The organism is Staphylococcus sp. 11262D007BW, from assembly GCF_053547815.1.
In genome coordinates this window covers 2,025,550-2,044,004 of sequence record NZ_JBPWPJ010000001.1, presented here as the reverse complement: position 1 = coordinate 2,044,004, position 18,455 = coordinate 2,025,550, and the positions used below count along the sequence as shown (strand labels likewise).

Sequence of the window (18,455 nt, the reverse complement as noted above, 5' to 3'; positions counted from 1 at the left end):
TGAACGTATCGGAACGTATGAGGTTTATGAGAATTGCTGTTATGTTTTTGTGAAAGTTATCATAAGTAGGTGGGGGAAAGGAGAGGTTAAATATGAAAGAAAGATTGTTTAATTGTCCTGTAGAAGCGATTATAAGTTTAATAGGAGGTAAATATAAACCGATTATTCTATGGTATTTGTTGGATGGTAAATTAAGATTTAATGAATTACAAAAGCGATTACCTCAAGCTACAGCTAAGATGTTAAGCCAACAATTGAAAGAGTTACAACAAGATGGATTTATTGAAAAAGTGATTTATCCAGAAGTGCCTCCTAAGACAGAATATTACATCACAGAGTATGGTAAGACTTTAGAAACTATTTTAAATGAAATGTGTAACTGGGGAGAAGAATATATGGGAGATTCTATTATTCAACATAGCAATTATTAAACGGGTATAGTTACTTTTTGGGTACTAACTTACAAAAAAGTGCAGTCTTCTCAAGGAAATTAAACGGTGATATATTTATCTCTACTTTAATAAATAGGAGAGATAATATGTTAAATGAAATTATTTGGCCACAAAAATGGTTACCAGGTACTACTGATAATTTTGCTTCTAATGAAATAATAGTAAGAGATTTAAGTTTTGAAACTGTTATAGAAAATCTTATCGATACTTCAAAATGGGAACAATATTATAAAAATAGTAGTGATATTCATATGTATCATCAAACATCGTCTAAATTACAACAAGATACACGTTTCAAATTTAAAACATTTGGATTTGATATAGAAGCGAAAGTTGAAGAACTCATCATCAATGAAAATGTTGCGCGTATCGCTTGGCATGGTTGGAACAATTCTACAGGAGATGACTTCTTAGACGTCTATCACGCATGGCTAATCGAAAAATTACCACAAAATAGATTAAGAATTTTAACGCAAGAATCACAAATTGGCATACCAGCACAACAAATGGCACAAGACGAGAAGCATCCTATGATTAATGGGCATCAAGACTGGTTAGACTGCCTCGCAAAATTTTCACAATAACAAAAACGCCCGATCCTGTAGTTCACTACTACGAATCGGGCGATTATTTTTTATACGTAATTTAAATATTCCACTAAGTAACTGTCTTCGGCGCGTTTGATTACTATAGTTAATCTTTTTTAATGATTAATAAAATGTATTGTGAAATATTTATGCTTGATCAATAGTTTATTATATTTGAATTAAAAAATATTATGTAGAAAAAGAAGGCCGAGATGAATACTTAGCAAAGAGTATTTTTAAAAGCAAGGGAGATGATTTTATGGGCATTAATATTCAACATTTTGAAGAAAAGGATGCTGAGGAAATTGTTAAGTTGATTCATCGAGCAATGTTTGAAACGAACATCTCCGATTATTCTAAAGAAGATTTGGTAAAAGATGTTGAGAATATAACTGTGTCGTCAATCATCGAAAGAGCTTCTTGGACTCACTTTTATGTATTTAGAGATGAGGAGACTATCATTGCCACAGGTGCAATTGGTCCTTATTGGGATAGTCCAACAGAGAGCAGTTTTTTCACTATTTTTGTTTTACCTGAATACCAAGGTAAAGGGGTTGGAAAACTTATTATTAATACATTGGAAGACGATGAGTTTTATAAGAGAGCTAGCCGGATAGAGATACCAGCCTCAATTACTGCAGTTCCTTTTTATCAGAAGTTTGGCTATAACTTCAAGGATGGAGTTAGTATTGCTGATGAGGAAGGTATAGTAAGAATGGAGAAAAAACTTTACGACTTAAATTAACGTTACAAGTTAAGTGATTTTTAGTAAAATTATTAGTCGGATTTACAGATAAAAAGTAATAAATATACTATGTTAAAAAAAAGTTCGTTATTTATCTAGTATAAAATAACGCGTCCAATATTAATTATTACTAAATTTTGATATATTTAAAGAAAGATTAAGTTTTAGGATGGATAAATGAATGGCTTATCAAAATGAATATGTAATAAAACATGAAGTAATACAACAACTTGAGAGCTTAGACTATGAACGAGCAAACATACATAATGTAAAATCAGAAATCAATATATGCCTCAATAAAAAACTAGGAGTGTTAAAATATGATTGAACAAACTAATACTCCAAAACTCAGGTTTCCAGAATTTAAAAATGAATGGTCTTATGATTTATTGAGTGATGTTGTAACTAACAAAAGTAAAAAACTTGATCCTAAAAAAGAAGAAGCTACAAAAGATATTGAATTAGACAGTATCGAGCAAAATACTGGTCGATTACTTGATACATATATATCTAATGACTTTACAAGTCAAAAGAATAAATTTAAAAAGGGTAATGTCTTATATAGCAAGCTAAGACCTTATTTAAATAAATACTACTATGCCACAATAGATGGTGTATGTTCATCGGAAATATGGGTGTTAAACACACTAAATAAAGATGTCCTAGTTAACAAGTTTCTTTATTATTTTATACAAACCAATAGATTTAGCAGTGTGACTAACAAATCCGCAGGTTCAAAAATGCCACGTGCTGATTGGGAGTTAGTAAAAAATATTAGATTATACAAAGGATCAATTAAAGAACAAGAAAAGATTGGGTATTTTTTTAGCAAACTCGACCAACATATTGAATTAGAAGAGAAAAAATTAAAATTATTAGAACAACAAAAGAAAGGCTATATACAAAAGATTTTTTCTCAAGAGTTAAGATTTAAAGATGAAAATGGAAATAATTATCCCAATTGGGAAATGAAGAAGTTAGGTAATATCGCCAACATTGTAGGTGGAGGAACACCGAGTACGAAAAAAAGTGAATATTGGGATGGCGATATAAATTGGTTTTCACCAGTTGAAATAGGAGATAAGGAATTTGTGAGTACTAGTCAAAGAAGAATAACTGAAAAAGGACTAGAAAAAAGTTCAGCAAAGATGCTTCCAATAGGCACAGTGTTATTTACTTCAAGAGCAGGCATAGGAAAAACAGCTATACTCTCTAAAGAAGCGACTACTAATCAAGGATTTCAATCAATAGTGCCAAAAGAGAACGATTTAGATTCATATTTTTTATATTCAATGACGAGTATTTTAAAAAGAAATGCTGAAAAAGTAGGAGCAGGATCAACATTTTCTGAAGTGTCAAGAAAACAGATGGAACAAATAAAGTTGCTAATTCCAATATTAAAGGAACAAAAACAAATAGCACGATTGTTTCAGATAATTAATAGAAAGATTAATAAGCAGATACATAAAATTGAGTTATTAAAACAACGAAAAAAGGATTACTACAAAAGATGTTCGTTTGATACTGATAAAGACCTATTATGTTAATTGAAAATACCAAAAAAATAAGTTGAGAGCATCCCTCACCGTAAAGTGAAGGATGCTCTAGTTTTATTGAAATATACATTTCATTTTGTTAAATAGCGATTGATAATATCTTGAAAATCATTGTTAAGTACCGTTGTTATAGAGTCATCATTCATAAAATCGTTATATATTTTATCAAGTATTTCCTCATCTTCAATCGCTGTAAATTGGTGTACTAACCCTTTTACTATTGAAACGTAATCATGTGATGCTAAACAACTAGCAACCGTTCGCCAGTCTGACTGTGTGGTTTCATAGTTCATAGATAATCCTCCTTTTATTTCAATGTCCATTTTTGACGTGCTTTAGGATTGAGTGGATGCATGATTTCATTTGTTACTGGATTGATGAGTTTCTTTACTTTCTTCTTATGAGGTTTTAACATTTCCATCACTTGCTCAACACGTTCGACAACAACTGGTCGCTTCGCATAAGCACCATAGGCTAGAATGATTGTTTCACTTTCACTTATCGCTTTCATTAAATGTATGTCTGTGTTTATCATAAGGTTCTTTGATATGTTTAAGATTTTCAGGTGTTTTGATATTAGAGAATAGATTCACTAGATATACAGCACCATATTGTTCAGTATTAGCTAATTGATTGAGGATAAGAACAGTTGTGAGATCGAGTGATAATACACCATCTAAATGAGGGTACATCGTTATCACAGTACAAGCCGGTTTCTTGTTATCCCATGTCTTTTTGAGTAAGTAGCGGTGTTGTTCATCATCGCTAAAAACCGCTTCTGTGTGTATCGTACTTTTGATTGTATTCATCATCGTCACTCCTTTAGTATTCTTCTGGCAAAAGCATCACATAATAAAAAGTGTCTACGTCATCTTCACGAATAACGTAGACTTTCTTAGGTAATGCGTTTTGATTTTTTATATAGTTTGTATAATGATATTTCAATTTGTATGCGGGTTGTTCTTGTTCATGTGTGATTGAGAGTATATTTTCATCTTCTTGCAGTCTAAAAATGTGTAGGTAATCTGGATGAGGTTGATTATCTCTTTCTTTTACCATCTTCCAAAGTAAGATTTGAAGATCTAGAGATAGTTGTTCACCAATGCCTTTTGTGATGTATCGATTGATTTTCATACTATTTCCCTCCATTTTGTTTTTCTTTCATGATGTCAATCACTTCGTTAATGACTGTAACAGATAGTTGAGCGACCTTAATCCAGTTCATATTATTCTCCTCCTTTTTGTAATAGATGACGTTCATCGATAAGTATATTTTTAGTATCTGTAAGGTACAGAAAGTCCATATCAAAATGATCCAGATAACCAATGCTGATGAGTTGTTTATTTGCGTACATTAGAAATGGATAGATACTTAGCTCATGTAGTTCATCATTGTAGTAGGTATAGGTTTCAAGTGTAAGGTGAGCAAGTGGAGAATGGTCTACAAAGCGAGTAGGAAGTATATTTTTTGCTGCTTCTTCTAACGCTTCACATTCCCATGTTTCATTGTTAGATAGTTGGAAAAGACGAGTTATATATTGTTTGAGTTCTTGAGTGATTGTTTTCATATCATTGCCTCCTAGATAGTGTGATAGTGATGTAGTTGATGTACATCATTGAGATAATATATATTTGATTTGTCATTTATTACGGATCCCGGTGAGAATAAGAGAAAATTCCATATAAAAACCCGTGATAAACGTTGGTGTAACAAGGAAATCCCAGAATCCCACTCATTTTGACGAACAATCAACTCATTATTTATAAGTATTGATGATAGAGTTGGGTCTCTGCTTCCTTATATATTATTTATTTATAAAGAATAATGGGATTTTGGGATTGTGCTTGCACAATCCTTCTGCTTCTTCGAATCTGCAAATCCCATTCTTTTCCCGGTAAAAAATCATCGTGGGATGTTCTTTAGCAATTTCAATATAAGCATCGTGTAGTTATGAAAATAATGACGACAATGGCTGTTTCATTAGATAAGTGTTATTGAAATTGATAAAGAGAATTCTAAAAATGGTTAGATAAAATAAGTGAAAGAATAGCAGTGTAGTTATTGTTTATTCAATAGTTATATATAAAGTTTGTGACAAAAATAAAGACGAAGTGCTAAGGAGCACTTCGTCGAGTGGATGGTTATTAAATAGTTGTTTGATAATATCATTATTCAATTTGAGTGTGACATAAAATTGTTTCTTATGATGTTCATGTTTTCGGATATCAATACGATCGATGACCGTCAGATAGAGTGATTTCAACTGAGATTTCTCTAATTTGTCTAGATCTTTGAATATTACTCGTAGTACATTCGCAATCATATCTGCATCATAATGTGGAGCTTCCGCTTGTTTATCTTGTTCTAGTTGATGGATTTGATTATTTATTTGATTCAATTCATCTTGGTAGCTAAGTATTGTTGGTTTCAATACGCTATCTAAGTCAGGTGAGTCTTCAATCGTTTTCGTTAGTGTATGCATTTTGGCTTTTATTTCTTCACATTGTGACTGTTTATAAGCAATATCATGATTCAAAGAAGAGACGTCTATTTGACTTCTTTCATTTACTTTTTCAACCAATTGTTTCAATACCTTTTTACTTTTGATAATCTCCAATATTTGGTTCATAACATATTTTTCCAATACATCTGCTCTAACACTATTGGCTGAACAAACTTTAGAACCTTTGTTTCTAAAATTACTACATGAGTAATATCTGATTCGTTTCTTAGTGCCATCTTTTAATGTATTGGTTGTATTACTTGCCGCCATTGCTGCGCCACATTTCGGGCATTTTACAATGCCAGTCAGTAGGTTTGTCCCTTTACCATGAACTTGTGGTTTCTTGCGACTCTCTTGGCGTTTAAACTGTACTTTATCCCATAAAGCTTTATCAATAATAGGCGCATGCTTACCATCTGCAATGATCGGTTCTTCATTGAGTCCTTTTCGTCTTTTATCGCTCCAGTGTCTATACTTCGCAAACTGTATCTTTCCAATGTAAAAAGGGTTTGAGATGATGTAAGTAATGGACGAAATGCTAAAAGGTTTCCCTTTCTTAGTCACATAACCTTTATGATTCAATGCGTTCGCTATCTTACGATAACCATGACCTTTAGCGTATGACTCAAAATATATTTAACAATATTCGCTTCATGTTGATTAATCATCAGTTCTTTTTTACTATCAGGTACTTTATCATAGCCTAAAGGCAAATTACCTTGGTAATAACCTTCAATCGCTCGTTGTCTTTGGCCATTGTAGACATTCTCTACAATCGTATTTCTTTCAAATTCTGCAAAGCTGGCTAAAATTTGGAGCATCAATTTACCTGTTGAGCTGGCAATTTCTATTTTTTCAGTTAGACTAAAAAATTCGACATTAATCTTATACAATTCCTCGACAATATTTAATAAGTCTGAGGTATTTCTAGCCAAACGATTGGTTTTGTAGACCATAATACAATCTAATTTACCTTCGTTGGCATCTTTTAACATACGTTGTAATTCTGGACGTTGCATTGTTTTACCCGATATACCTCGATCTGTGTATTCATTGACGACTTCATAACCTTGAAATTGACAATACTCTGTAAGTTGATTCAATTGACCTTGAATACTGTAACCATCCGTTTGCATTTCAGTTGATACACGTGCGTATAATCCAATACGTTTCTTTTTGAGTTGTTTCATATGACTTCATTCCTTTCAGGAGTTATTAAATGCGATTGTTCAACGATATTGAGTGGACTGTTTTTAAAGTAGATTCCTTGTAATTGTTTTGTTTGCGTTATTATGATGTTATCAATCAAAGGGACTATGGTTTCTAATGTCAATTTATCTTTAGTTATATGACGGATTGTTTCAGCAATTTGACTAGATGAATAATTAGAGGAACGTTCTTCACTTTCAGAGTCAGCAGATAAGCGTTTAAACGTTTCGATATCAATTTGATTTTGTGCCAGTTTTTCGATGAGTTGTTCTTGTGTTAGATGTGATTGTCTGTGTTTCATTTGTTGGTGTTTTAGAGCTTTTAGTATTGTCTCATTTAATTTGTCATGAAATGATTGATTGCCACAATATGCTTTACAAGTGTTGAGGACCTCTGTTTCAATCATTTGCGCATTGATACCTTTAAATGGACACGTATGATAGGCTTCATTCATATTTTTAGGACAAACATAGTAACGTAGAGAGTGTTTCTCTTTTTTTATCGTTAAGTTTGTTAATGTTGATTGACAGTAAGGACATTTGATTCGTCGCTTTAGCTTATTTCTAGAATTGGATCGATTGTGTTGTTTATGAATACGACGCTCTTGTGCTTCTTCAAACATATCAACATCTATAATAGGCGGAACGATATCATTAAACGTGCCATACTTATTGATGACACGACCGCAATAGTTAGGGTTCAAGAGAATATTTCGAACTTGATAGGGCTTACGAGGAATAAGCTTAGGATGGTTATCTAAATGTTGGGAAATCTTTTTGTAGCCTAGCCCTTGTAAGTACCAGCAATAGACCACTTTGACTGTATACGCTTCTTCTTCTTGTACAACAAAATGACCTTTTCTATAACGATAGCCAAACGGTGCATGAGTTGTGATTAGCTTGCCTTGTTTGGCTTTTTCTCTTATCCCATTCTGTGTCTGTTCACTGATATTATTAGACTCCATTTCAGCTAGACTCATAAGTATGTTTAGGCGAAAACGATCAAATTCTTTAGATAAGTCAAAATAGCCATCATTCACACTGATGATTGTGACGTGATGCTTTTTACAAATCTCAAAGAATTGTATAGCGTTTTTCAAATTACGATGGAGTCGATTCAGACGATAGCAACACAATACTTTACATTTTCCAGATGTAATCATTTCTACCATTTTTTGATAACCCGACCGTTTCGTATGTCGACCGCTTTTCTTATCATCATAAAACGTTATATTAGGCCATCCATATTGCTTAGCAGTATTCAAAATAAGAGATTTCTGAGTCGCTAAGCTTTGTTGTTTGATTGTACTTTGACGTACATAAGCAATCGCTTCTTCCATGTTATACACCTCCAAAAAGATAATATATATTTGTGAGTAAATTAGAATGAAAGGTCCAACGTGCTTTTAACACGTTGGACCGCAATGATTAGTTATCGTTCTGTAACTCTTCAACGATTAAATCAGCTAGTAATTCAATCAATTCATCCATTTTATCTACTCCTGTACGATTTCATCTTTAGTTATTAAAAATCAATTAAATCATCATTCTGTTTTTTCCATGATTGAAGCATCTTTTTGTTATCCAAGTTAATTTTAGCTTTAATAGGTTCGGCATCTTTAGTTAGACCAAAAATAGACGCATATTCTGAATCTAGCTTTAAATGGTAAAAGACAAGTGACTGTTTTTTGCCATTGTCATCTTTGACTGTTCGTTTTGTTGTAATTCGATCATGGTCAGATTCGATAAATCCTTTATCCCTTAGTGCATTCACGACATTGTTGACATCTTGGAAGTGATTCTCTATCAACATATTTTTAAATACAGATGCAATGATTTTTACTTCGATATAATCATCTTTTAAGGCAATTAGTCCATTGTTCTCAAACATATTCTTTAACGCTTTGTCATCAGAAAACTTACCACGGTTTTGTGCTACAAATTGCGTAATGACTTCGATTGCTTTATCTGCCAGTGAGCGTTCAGAGACTGTATGATCATGATAATCAATAAAGTAGTCTCTTATTTTAGCGATATCAATATCTGTAGCTAAAACACGACCTAATATTTTCGCAGATGTTGTAATGACTGCATAACGTTTAAACATACGAATACCTGTATTATTTGTTTCATTTTTCAATGCTTCATTAAACCAGTGATGCTCTTCTTGAAACCATTTAATGACTTCATTTTCACGGTTGATAAGGTATTTAGCTACTAACGGTAAAACATGACCATAGTTTAGTGCCACAGTTTTTTTAATATTATCTGAATTTGTTGCATCTTTAGTAAACCGTTCATTAATTTCAATAGTTCTCACTCGTAAACCATCATTTTGAGCAGAATCAGTAAAGATACTGTATTCAGAGGTTGAAATCACAGACGTGCCCCAATTCTTAGGCGTTTTAACTTCTCCGTGTACATTGGAACGTTGACGCCCTTGACCTTCAGCGATAGAGTACAATAACCCCGTTGTATCTTTAAAAGTTGCTGATGAGAGTTCATCAAATACAATAGGTATACCAAAATTGTTACTCAAGTAACCTTCAAGTGCATTACGTGTACCATTCCAACTTCGAAAAAGTGTTTGATTACCTTTGGTTGGATTTCCAGCGACGGATACCGCTAAAGCTGCTGCTGTTGATTTACCAGTTGATGACTGGCCTGTAAAACTAAAGATAATTCCTGCAAATTCGATTTCACGTTTGTACTTCAGAAAGCTTGTCACTAAGGCAGAAATTCCAAATATGACCGCTAACTCTAGAAGAAGATGACCTTTGACTTCGTTAATATACATATTTAACCAATCTTTAAATGTTCCTTTAGGCTCTAATAGATAAGCACTATCTACAATAGGATCTAAAGATGATAATTGATCATATTGTTTAGATGTATAAATGGTATCTATCATTACAATATAACCGTGGGGTGTTTCTATGATGCCCGAGCCATCATATAAATCAGAAGTGGGCAGTTCATCGCGCATTAATTGTAGTGCATAGCTCAAATCTCTTATATAATTTTCATTGATACTGTGACCATATTTAATCAAGTAAGGTAACTTTCGAGCTGTTAAAATATCAGATTCAAATGTATGTTCCTTATCTTTACCGTTAGAAATAATTATCTTTTCTGTATTTTCTGAGGCATGCCAAAATTTAGCTTCAACAACGATACAACTAGACATAGTCACCACTTTTTTCTCATCTCCATCTTTTTTAGGTAGAATAGTTTTATGCCAACCCATTGTATCTAAATGGTATAGGCCTAGTCTAAAAATGTCATGATGACTCATTAGCGAACACCTCCTTTCGAAGGGTTGCTAATATTATTTGTACTGACCTTACGGTAAATTAAATTACGATTTGATTTACGGTTGATTATAATAACGTTTGCTTGAGGACATTTTTTTACCCATGAACTATAACGACGTCCAACCTCTCTTTGTTCATTAATTGAAAGATCCATATTATTAAATTGTGGCATTTTTATTGCCATATTTTTTAAATCATTAAAAGAATACTCTGTATTTGGAGATAACTTCTTAGTAACTATCTTTACACCCTCATATAGCAATTCTTGTTCGTAGCTTTTTTCTTGCATTGATTAAACATCCTTTCTTAATATGCCCTTTATTTCTATGACTAGTTCTTGTTGTTTATGTTAAGAGTATACGAAGCAAGTAATGATCTTCCTATTTAAACTCTCACATTTGAAATTTTAGTAAATAACCTAAAAAAATAGCACAAACACAGTATTGCAAGGGTGTTTGCGCTTTAGAATTACTAATAGATTAATGTGAAATTTTAATGAGTGTTTACTAATAAATCAATTATCAGCCTATTAATAAAAAATATATAAATTTTTTTATTTACGACTACTTATTAGTTTTGATTTATAGATGTTTAAAAAATTAACGTCATCAAATAATGAAAATGTGCTCTTAGAATGTATATGCTTTAAACTCGTAAATTGCTTATCCTGATTAATACTTAGAGATTGAGAAGTATTATCTTTACTACTATTAGACTTTATATCTTTGAAATTAAAGTTGTTAATTTTAGTATGTAAATAATCATTAAATTCAAATATATCAAAGCACTTGTTTCTAGTATAACTGTTGTACATTTCCTCTTTTATTAAAATTCGAGTGTAATTTGCTAATGTTCTTAAATCATTGAAACCTTTAAAGTAATAAATATAAAAATCTTTAAACACTTGATGTAAAGGGTAGTAAGATGGTCTCTTTTTAAAATGAAATATTAAATTATGATTATCGAGAAAATCCGCATCTAAAAGGTCCTCTAAACTATAAGTAGTGCTATTTCTCAAAATAATTAAATGCTTAGGTATTATATTTGAGAGTAGTTCAACTACTTTAGAAAAATCTTCATTGAGTAGTTCTTTAAAATTATTAGAAGTAAGTAATGTGTCAATAAATGTCTCTGATAAAGTATGAGTGAGTGTTGCTTTAGAATTTTCATACTTAGATAAAAGCTTTTTATTGTGATTTAATAATTGCCAATACATGTTAGACGGTAATAACCTATTGACCATACAATTGGTTATTATTAGTAAAGTATCATTAAATGTATAAAATGGTTTATTAAAGATATCATCTTTTTCTTTAGCAACATGCTTCATTAAATTATCAATATCCTTATCCAGGTCTTTCTTAGTAGGCATTTCTATTGATGAGGTTGAGCTAATATAACTTTTCATCGTCGCATAATAGCTTATTTGAATATCTTTTCTTTTAAACTGAATATCGCTATAGAAATGGCCATTTGGATTGAATTCACTGGTATCAGCTAAGCATTTAGTTAATTTGCTTAATCGAATATTTTCATATTGGCTGTAAGTTTTTGCATTCTTCATATTAGATTGGGGGAGTTGTTTTAATCTTGCAACAACAGATTCAATACTATTTACAATAGGCGTTAAATGAAATCGATGGTTTAAAGATTCCTTTGATCCACCGAAAGTAATGGCTATCTTTATATTTTTTATTTCTTTATCACTTAAATTAATTAAGTTATCTTGTAGTAAGCAATATTCTAAAAAACGAGTAACGCTTTCTTTATCAATAAAATAAGATATAATTTCTTCTTTTACTTGTTCGAATTGTTCATCTAGCATTTCTTGATCGTAATTATATTTCAAAAATTGATATAAAGCGTCGAATAATCGGTTAAGTATTAAGACAGAACCAGCGTGTGCGCCATATTGATTGATAACATGTTTGAAATCATCTTTTATTTCAATGCTTATTTTATTAGTGATAAATGGCTCACTTAGCATTTGGTTTGAGCTAATGAATACTTCTTCGTTAAATTCTAAATTTTCAGAAGCTATATTAAGTAATTGAACTACTGCTTTAACTAACTGCTTTTCATCTTTATTAACTTTAAACATTCTTAAGTTCCTTTCTATTTTTCTCTAAATATACAACAAACTCTAAGTAAATAGATAAGAAAAATGACTAATCTTGGAGATAAATCGAAACGCTTTATACCCTAGGGGGGTATATGTTATATTATAAGTAGCTTTACTATAACATTTTCATTAGGAGGGGTTAATTTGAATAATAATAGTGAAGAGCATAATCATCAAAATCACATGAATCATTCCAATCACATGCATCATGATAACCATGAATCACATAATCATCATAGTGGCCATGCACATCATCATGGAAATTTTAAAGTTAAGTTTTTTGTTTCATTAATTTTTGGAATACCTATCATTCTTTTATCGCCAATGATGGGTGTTAACTTACCTTTTCAATTCACATTTCCAGGTTCTGAATGGGTAGTGTTAATATTAAGTACAATTTTATTCTTTTATGGTGGTAAACCGTTCTTGTCTGGTGGTAAAGATGAAATTGCTGAAAAAAAACCAGGCATGATGACCTTAGTTGCCCTAGGTATTTCAGTAGCTTATATTTATAGCTTGTATGCTTTTTATATGAATAATTTTAGTAATGCAACTGGTCATACAATGGACTTTTTTTGGGAATTAGCAACCTTAATTTTAATTATGCTATTAGGACATTGGATAGAAATGAATGCTATCGGAAATGCTGGAGATGCTTTAAAGAAAATGGCAGAACTGTTACCTAATAGTGCGATTAAAGTTATGGATAATGGCCAACGCGAAGAAGTTAAAATATCAGACATCATGACTGATGATATCGTCGAAGTAAAAGCCGGAGAAAGCATTCCAACAGATGGTATTATCGTTCAAGGACAAACATCTATAGATGAATCCCTAGTCACTGGAGAATCTAAAAAAGTACAAAAAAATCAAAATGACAACGTCATCGGGGGTTCTATTAATGGGTCTGGAACAATACAAGTCAAGGTTACAGCTGTTGGAGAAGATGGATATCTTTCTCAAGTTATGGGACTTGTTAATCAAGCACAAAATGATAAATCTAGTGCTGAATTGTTATCTGATAAAGTAGCGGGTTATTTATTCTACTTTGCTGTAATTGTTGGCGTGATTTCTTTTATTGTCTGGATGCTCATTCAAAATGATGTTGATTTTGCACTCGAACGTCTTGTAACTGTGTTAGTCATTGCTTGTCCACATGCTTTAGGATTGGCAATACCTTTAGTCACTGCACGTTCGACTTCAATTGGTGCACATAATGGTTTAATTATTAAAAATAGAGAGTCTGTAGAAATAGCTCAACATATCGATTATGTAATGATGGATAAAACTGGTACTTTAACTGAGGGTAACTTTTCTGTGAATCATTATGAGAGCTTTAAAAATGATTTGAGTCATGATACAATATTAAGCCTTTTCGCCTCATTAGAAAGTCAATCTAATCACCCATTAGCTATAAGTATTGTTGATTTTGCGAAAAGTAAAAATATTTCATTTACTAATCCACAAGACGTGAATAATATTCCGGGTGTCGGATTAGAAGGTCTAGTTGATAATAAAACATATAAAATAACAAATGTCTCTTATCTTGATAACCATAAACTTAATTATGACGATGACTTGTTTACTAAATTAGCTCAACAAGGTAATTCAATCAGTTATTTAATCGAGGATCAACAAGTCATTGGTATGATTGCTCAAGGAGATCAAATTAAAGAAAGCTCAAAACAAATGGTAGCTGATTTACTATCAAGAAATATTACACCAGTCATGCTTACAGGTGACAATAATGAAGTGGCACACGCTGTCGCAAAAGAATTAGGTATTAGTGATGTCCACGCACAACTCATGCCAGAAGATAAGGAAAGCATTATAAAAGATTATCAAAGTGACGGTAATAAAGTCATGATGGTCGGAGACGGTATCAATGACGCGCCAAGTCTTATAAGAGCCGATATTGGTATAGCAATTGGTGCAGGCACAGATGTTGCAGTGGATTCAGGGGATATCATACTTGTTAAAAGTAATCCATCAGATATTATTCATTTCTTGACCCTTTCAAATAATACTATGAGAAAAATGGTGCAAAACTTATGGTGGGGTGCAGGTTATAATATTGTTGCTGTACCTTTAGCAGCTGGCGTATTAGCTTTTATCGGGTTAATATTATCACCAGCTGTAGGAGCAATATTAATGTCTTTAAGTACAGTTATAGTAGCGATTAATGCTTTTACATTAAAATTAAAATAAAAGAGGTAAACCTTATGTATAATAAAGTTTTTGCAATTTTAATTATAATTTTTTCCATAATAATTATTGCGTCTAATGATACTTTCGCAGAAAGTAAGAATGACATGATGAACATGAAAGAAGATAAGAAAAGTACAATGGACATGACAAATATGAAACATCATGACGAAAGAAAGAAATTAAATTCTTCACAAGGAAAAAATGAAATAATATTTCCTGAAGTTGCAGAGTCAAAAAAAGATAACAATGGTTATAAAAATTATACATTAAAAGCTCAGAAAGGAAAGACAGAGTTTTACAAAAATAATTTTTCTAATACTCTAGGCTACAATGGAAATTTACTTGGACCAACTTTAAAATTAAAAAAAGGAGATAAAGTTAAAATTAAGTTAATAAATAACTTAGATGAAAATACAACATTTCATTGGCATGGATTAGAAGTAAATGGAAAAGTGGATGGAGGGCCTTCTCAGGTTATAAAACCAGGAAAAGAAAAAACTATAAAATTTGAGGTTAATCAAGATTCTGCTACGTTATGGTATCACCCCCACCCCTCTCCAAATACAGCTAAACAAGTTTATAATGGCTTATCAGGATTATTATATATAGAAGATAGTAAAAAGAATAATTATCCTAGTAATTATGGAAAAAATGATTTGCCTATAATAATCCAAGATAAAACATTTGTATCTAAAAAATTAAATTATTCAAAAATGAAAGACGAAGATGGCACTCAAGGTGATACTGTTCTTGTGAACGGAATAGTAAACCCCAAACTGACAGCAAAAGAAGAGAAAATACGTTTGAGACTTTTAAATGGTTCTAATGCTCGAGATTTAAATCTTAAGCTAAGTAATAATCAAAGTTTTGAGTATATTGCTTCAGATGGCGGTCAATTAAAAAACGCTAAAAAATTAAAAGAAATTAATTTAGCTCCTTCAGAAAGAAAAGAAATAGTAATAGATTTATCTAAAATGAAAGGCGAGAAAATCAGTCTGGTTGATAATGATAAAACTGTAATTTTACCGATTAGTAACAAAGAGAAAAGTTCTAACAAAGGTAATATACCAAAAGTAAGTAAAAAAATAAAATTAGAAGGTATGAATGATCATGTTACCATTAATGGTAATAAATTCGATCCTAACAGAATAGATTTTACACAAAAGTTAAACCAGAAAGAAGTATGGGAAATTGAAAATGTCAAAGATAAAATGGGTGGTATGAAACATCCTTTCCACATCCATGGAACGCAATTTAAAGTTTTATCTGTGGATGGTGAGAAACCTCCAAAAGATATGAGGGGTAAAAAGGATGTTATATCTTTGGAACCTGGACAAAAAGCTAAAATAGAGGTTGTATTTAAAAATACTGGAACATACATGTTTCACTGTCATATACTTGAGCATGAAGATAATGGAATGATGGGTCAAATAAAAGTAACAAACTAATCAATAGGGAGATTTTAATATGATGAAAAAAGATAAAGACACTAATGACCAAAAAAGTGAGAGCCATATGAAGCATAATGATGAAAGTAAAGTTCCTGAAGATATGAAATCGACTAATGAGGGTGAATTTAAAGTGGGAGATAAAGTAACGATTACAGCAGGACATATGCCAGGGATGAAAGGTGCAGAAGCTACTGTAAAAGGGGCGTATAAAACATATGCCTATGTTGTAAGTTATAAACCCACAAATGGAAATGAAAAAGTAAACAATCATAAATGGGTCGTAAACGAAGAGATTAAAGATGCTCCTAAAGATGGATTTAGTAAGGGCGATACTGTTAAATTAGAAGCAAGTCATATGTCTGGTATGAAAGGTGCTACAGCCAATATAGATAACGTGAAAAAGACTACTGTTTACGTGGTTGATTACAAATCCAAAGATAATGGTAAAATCATTAAAAATCATAAATGGATGACAGGAAATGAGCTGAAAGCACGATAAAAATCTAGTTCTAGATTGAGAAATAAATAGATATAAAGATATCCTCCTTAATCAATAATTTAAATAACTTATTATTGTTAAGGAGGATATTTTTTAGTGTGTAAATTAAAAAGAATTTTAGAAGAATAACATTTATCAAAAAACTGTTCATTACCTTATTAATTGAAATTATATAATTAAAAACCGCATCATTAACTAATACGCAGAAATATCATAAGTGATGCGGTTTTTTTAGCCGCTGTATAAAAGATTTTGAATGTACCAGAACGTATGAGGTCTATGAGAATTACTGTTATGTTGTTGTGAAACATAGCAATAAATAAAAAAGGCATGTACTATGTAAAATGTTTGTTAAATTATATAAATTTATATATATAAATATTTTTTAAATAGATATTTATTCAATAATATAAAAAGGGACTATAAGCTATATCTAATTACTTATAGCCCTTTTTCATTAGCATAAATATATAATTATTAAGAAAGGTGTATATCTTTGTAACCTTCGTTTACATTAATAATGTTGTGATAACCTTTGTGTTCTAAAATACCAATAGCTATAGAACTTCTAATGCCAGATTGACAGTGGACATAAATAACATCTTTTTTATTGAAAGGTAAATCTGTTTCTAAAAGTTTGCCATGTGGTACATGAACCGCTTGAGATAAGTGGCCATTATTCCATTCATTATCATTACGTACATCCAATATATGTGATTCGTTACCTGTAATATCCTCGCTATGAATGGAACGTGTTTGAATCTTAGATTGAGGTAATTGATATCCAGCAACATCATCGTATCCAATGAGTTGTAAGGTGTGCGTTGCTTTTGAAACAAGATGATAGTCTCCAATCAAGTTAATTTCTTGATCATAGTTTAGATACCAGCCAATTTGATTGATGAAATTTTTATCATATGGAATATTGATTGTACCTTCAATATGTCCACCATGATAAGCCTCCTTACTGCGGAGATCAAAAGTTAATCTGTTTGTACTTGTAGCTGGATACACCGTATAAGGTTGGTATAAATCCATACCGAATTGATTAATTTTTTTCATTTGTGCAAAATGATGTGGTGGTGCAGGTTGGTCAGAAATTAGCTTATCGATAAAAGTAGCTTCATTATTTTCAGAAAAAGCCCAGTTAGTTTGTTTTTCATAGCCAAGAGTAGATATTGGAATAGCACCTAAAGATTTACCACAAGGACTACCAGCGCCATGGCCAGGCCAAATTTGAATATAGTCTGGCAAGTCTTTAATACTTTCAATAGATTTAAACATTTGTTTAGCGCCTATTTCAGATGATCCTTCTACTTTAACGGCTTTTTCTAGTAAATCAGGTCTACCGATATCTCCTACAAAAATAAAATCACCACTGAATAGTCCCATTGGAACTTGTGCTCCAGCACCTTCATCAGTAAGTAAAAAACTTATACTTTCTGGCGTGTGACCAGGTGTATGAAGAACTTTTAATTTTAAATTTCCTACATAAATATCATCATTATGTTGAACAAAATGAGTGTGGTTAGGCATGTTTTTGTAACCTAATGTGTCATCACTTTCACCCGATACATAAATATTAGCATTTAACTTTATAGCAACATCTCTAATTCCTGAAGCAAAATCTGCATGTATATGTGTTTCAGCTGCATGAGTAATGGTTAAACCTTCTTCATCAGCAACTCGAATATATGAAGATAAGTCCCGAATAGGATCAATAATCATGGCTTCTCCAGTTTTTTGACAACCGATTAAATAAGATGCTTGAGATAAATGTTTATCATAAAATTGTTTAAAAAACATAAT

Annotated in this window: 15 protein-coding genes and 2 pseudogenes; 7 read left to right on the top strand and 10 right to left on the bottom strand. The window is 31.6% G+C overall.

The window, feature by feature from the left end:
• Window positions 1-92 precede the first annotated feature (92 nt).
• The 4 genes from ACEE93_RS09955 (at window position 93) to ACEE93_RS09940 (ending at window position 3,331) form a co-directional block, all read left to right on the top strand.
• Complete coding sequence (locus ACEE93_RS09955) at window positions 93-431, top strand: winged helix-turn-helix transcriptional regulator (RefSeq protein ID WP_196307551.1); 339 nt, start codon at window positions 93-95, stop codon at window positions 429-431.
• 107 nt (window positions 432-538) lie between these two features.
• Window positions 539-1,036: an SRPBCC domain-containing protein gene (locus ACEE93_RS09950; RefSeq protein WP_449154448.1), complete on the top strand. Its 498-nt coding sequence runs from the start codon at window positions 539-541 to the stop codon at window positions 1,034-1,036.
• 262 nt (window positions 1,037-1,298) lie between these two features.
• On the top strand, window positions 1,299-1,784 hold the full coding sequence (locus tag ACEE93_RS09945) for a GNAT family N-acetyltransferase (RefSeq protein WP_278198203.1): 486 nt from the start codon (window positions 1,299-1,301) through the stop codon (window positions 1,782-1,784).
• 320 nt (window positions 1,785-2,104) lie between these two features.
• Window positions 2,105-3,331 carry a restriction endonuclease subunit S gene (locus ACEE93_RS09940; RefSeq protein WP_449154447.1) on the top strand — a complete coding sequence of 409 codons (1,227 nt, stop codon included), beginning with the start codon at window positions 2,105-2,107 and terminating at the stop codon, window positions 3,329-3,331.
• 80 nt (window positions 3,332-3,411) lie between these two features.
• On the opposite strand, the gene ACEE93_RS09935 is transcribed toward ACEE93_RS09940, so the two are convergent.
• The 9 genes and pseudogenes from ACEE93_RS09935 to ACEE93_RS09895 all read right to left on the bottom strand — a co-directional run bounded on the left by ACEE93_RS09935 (window position 3,412) and on the right by ACEE93_RS09895 (window position 12,467).
• The gene (locus ACEE93_RS09935) at window positions 3,412-3,633 is read right to left on the bottom strand and encodes a hypothetical protein (RefSeq protein WP_449154446.1); all 222 of its coding nucleotides are present in this window, start codon (window positions 3,631-3,633) and stop codon (window positions 3,412-3,414) included.
• 14 nt (window positions 3,634-3,647) lie between these two features.
• Window positions 3,648-4,149 (bottom strand): annotated as a pseudogene (locus tag ACEE93_RS09930) (DUF1643 domain-containing protein).
• 13 nt (window positions 4,150-4,162) lie between these two features.
• On the bottom strand, window positions 4,163-4,474 hold the full coding sequence (locus ACEE93_RS09925; RefSeq protein ID WP_449154445.1) for a DUF960 family protein: 312 nt from the start codon (window positions 4,472-4,474) through the stop codon (window positions 4,163-4,165).
• A 92-nt stretch (window positions 4,475-4,566) separates the two neighbouring features.
• A complete protein-coding gene (locus ACEE93_RS09920; protein WP_449154444.1) occupies window positions 4,567-4,908 on the bottom strand; it encodes an SAUGI family uracil-DNA glycosylase inhibitor in 342 nt (113 codons plus the stop codon).
• Window positions 4,909-5,406: 498 nt separating this feature from the next.
• Window positions 5,407-7,034, bottom strand: a pseudogene (gene ccrB, locus ACEE93_RS09915) (cassette chromosome recombinase CcrB).
• A complete protein-coding gene (gene ccrA, locus ACEE93_RS09910) occupies window positions 7,031-8,392 on the bottom strand; it encodes a cassette chromosome recombinase CcrA (protein ID WP_449154443.1) in 1,362 nt (453 codons plus the stop codon). Before ccrA ends, ccrB begins: the two are co-directional and overlap by 4 nt.
• A gap of 185 nt (window positions 8,393-8,577) precedes the next feature.
• Complete coding sequence (gene cch1 / locus ACEE93_RS09905) at window positions 8,578-10,347, bottom strand: cassette chromosome replicative helicase (protein ID WP_449154442.1); 1,770 nt, start codon at window positions 10,345-10,347, stop codon at window positions 8,578-8,580.
• Complete coding sequence (gene ssb / locus ACEE93_RS09900) at window positions 10,347-10,655, bottom strand: cassette chromosome ssDNA-binding protein (RefSeq protein ID WP_449154441.1); 309 nt, start codon at window positions 10,653-10,655, stop codon at window positions 10,347-10,349. Before ssb ends, cch1 begins: the two co-directional genes overlap by 1 nt.
• 264 nt (window positions 10,656-10,919) lie before the next feature.
• Window positions 10,920-12,467: a hypothetical protein gene (locus tag ACEE93_RS09895; RefSeq protein ID WP_449154440.1), complete on the bottom strand. Its 1,548-nt coding sequence runs from the start codon at window positions 12,465-12,467 to the stop codon at window positions 10,920-10,922.
• Between the two features lie 165 nt (window positions 12,468-12,632).
• On the opposite strand from ACEE93_RS09895, the gene ACEE93_RS09890 reads away from it, so the two are divergent.
• From ACEE93_RS09890 to ACEE93_RS09880, 3 genes are read left to right on the top strand one after another with little or no spacing between them, the layout of a single operon-like run.
• Window positions 12,633-14,696, top strand: coding sequence for a heavy metal translocating P-type ATPase (locus ACEE93_RS09890; protein WP_449154439.1), 2,064 nt, complete (start codon window positions 12,633-12,635; stop codon window positions 14,694-14,696).
• A gap of 14 nt (window positions 14,697-14,710) precedes the next feature.
• On the top strand, window positions 14,711-16,144 hold the full coding sequence (locus tag ACEE93_RS09885) for a multicopper oxidase family protein (RefSeq protein ID WP_449154438.1): 1,434 nt from the start codon (window positions 14,711-14,713) through the stop codon (window positions 16,142-16,144).
• A gap of 19 nt (window positions 16,145-16,163) precedes the next feature.
• Window positions 16,164-16,646 carry a YdhK family protein gene (locus ACEE93_RS09880; RefSeq protein ID WP_145443543.1) on the top strand — a complete coding sequence of 161 codons (483 nt, stop codon included), beginning with the start codon at window positions 16,164-16,166 and terminating at the stop codon, window positions 16,644-16,646.
• 477 nt (window positions 16,647-17,123) lie between these two features.
• Here ACEE93_RS09880 and cstB read toward each other — a convergent pair whose 3' ends face one another.
• A complete protein-coding gene (gene cstB / locus ACEE93_RS09875) occupies window positions 17,124-18,452 on the bottom strand; it encodes a persulfide dioxygenase-sulfurtransferase CstB (RefSeq protein WP_449154437.1) in 1,329 nt (442 codons plus the stop codon).
• Window positions 18,453-18,455: the final 3 nt, after the last annotated feature.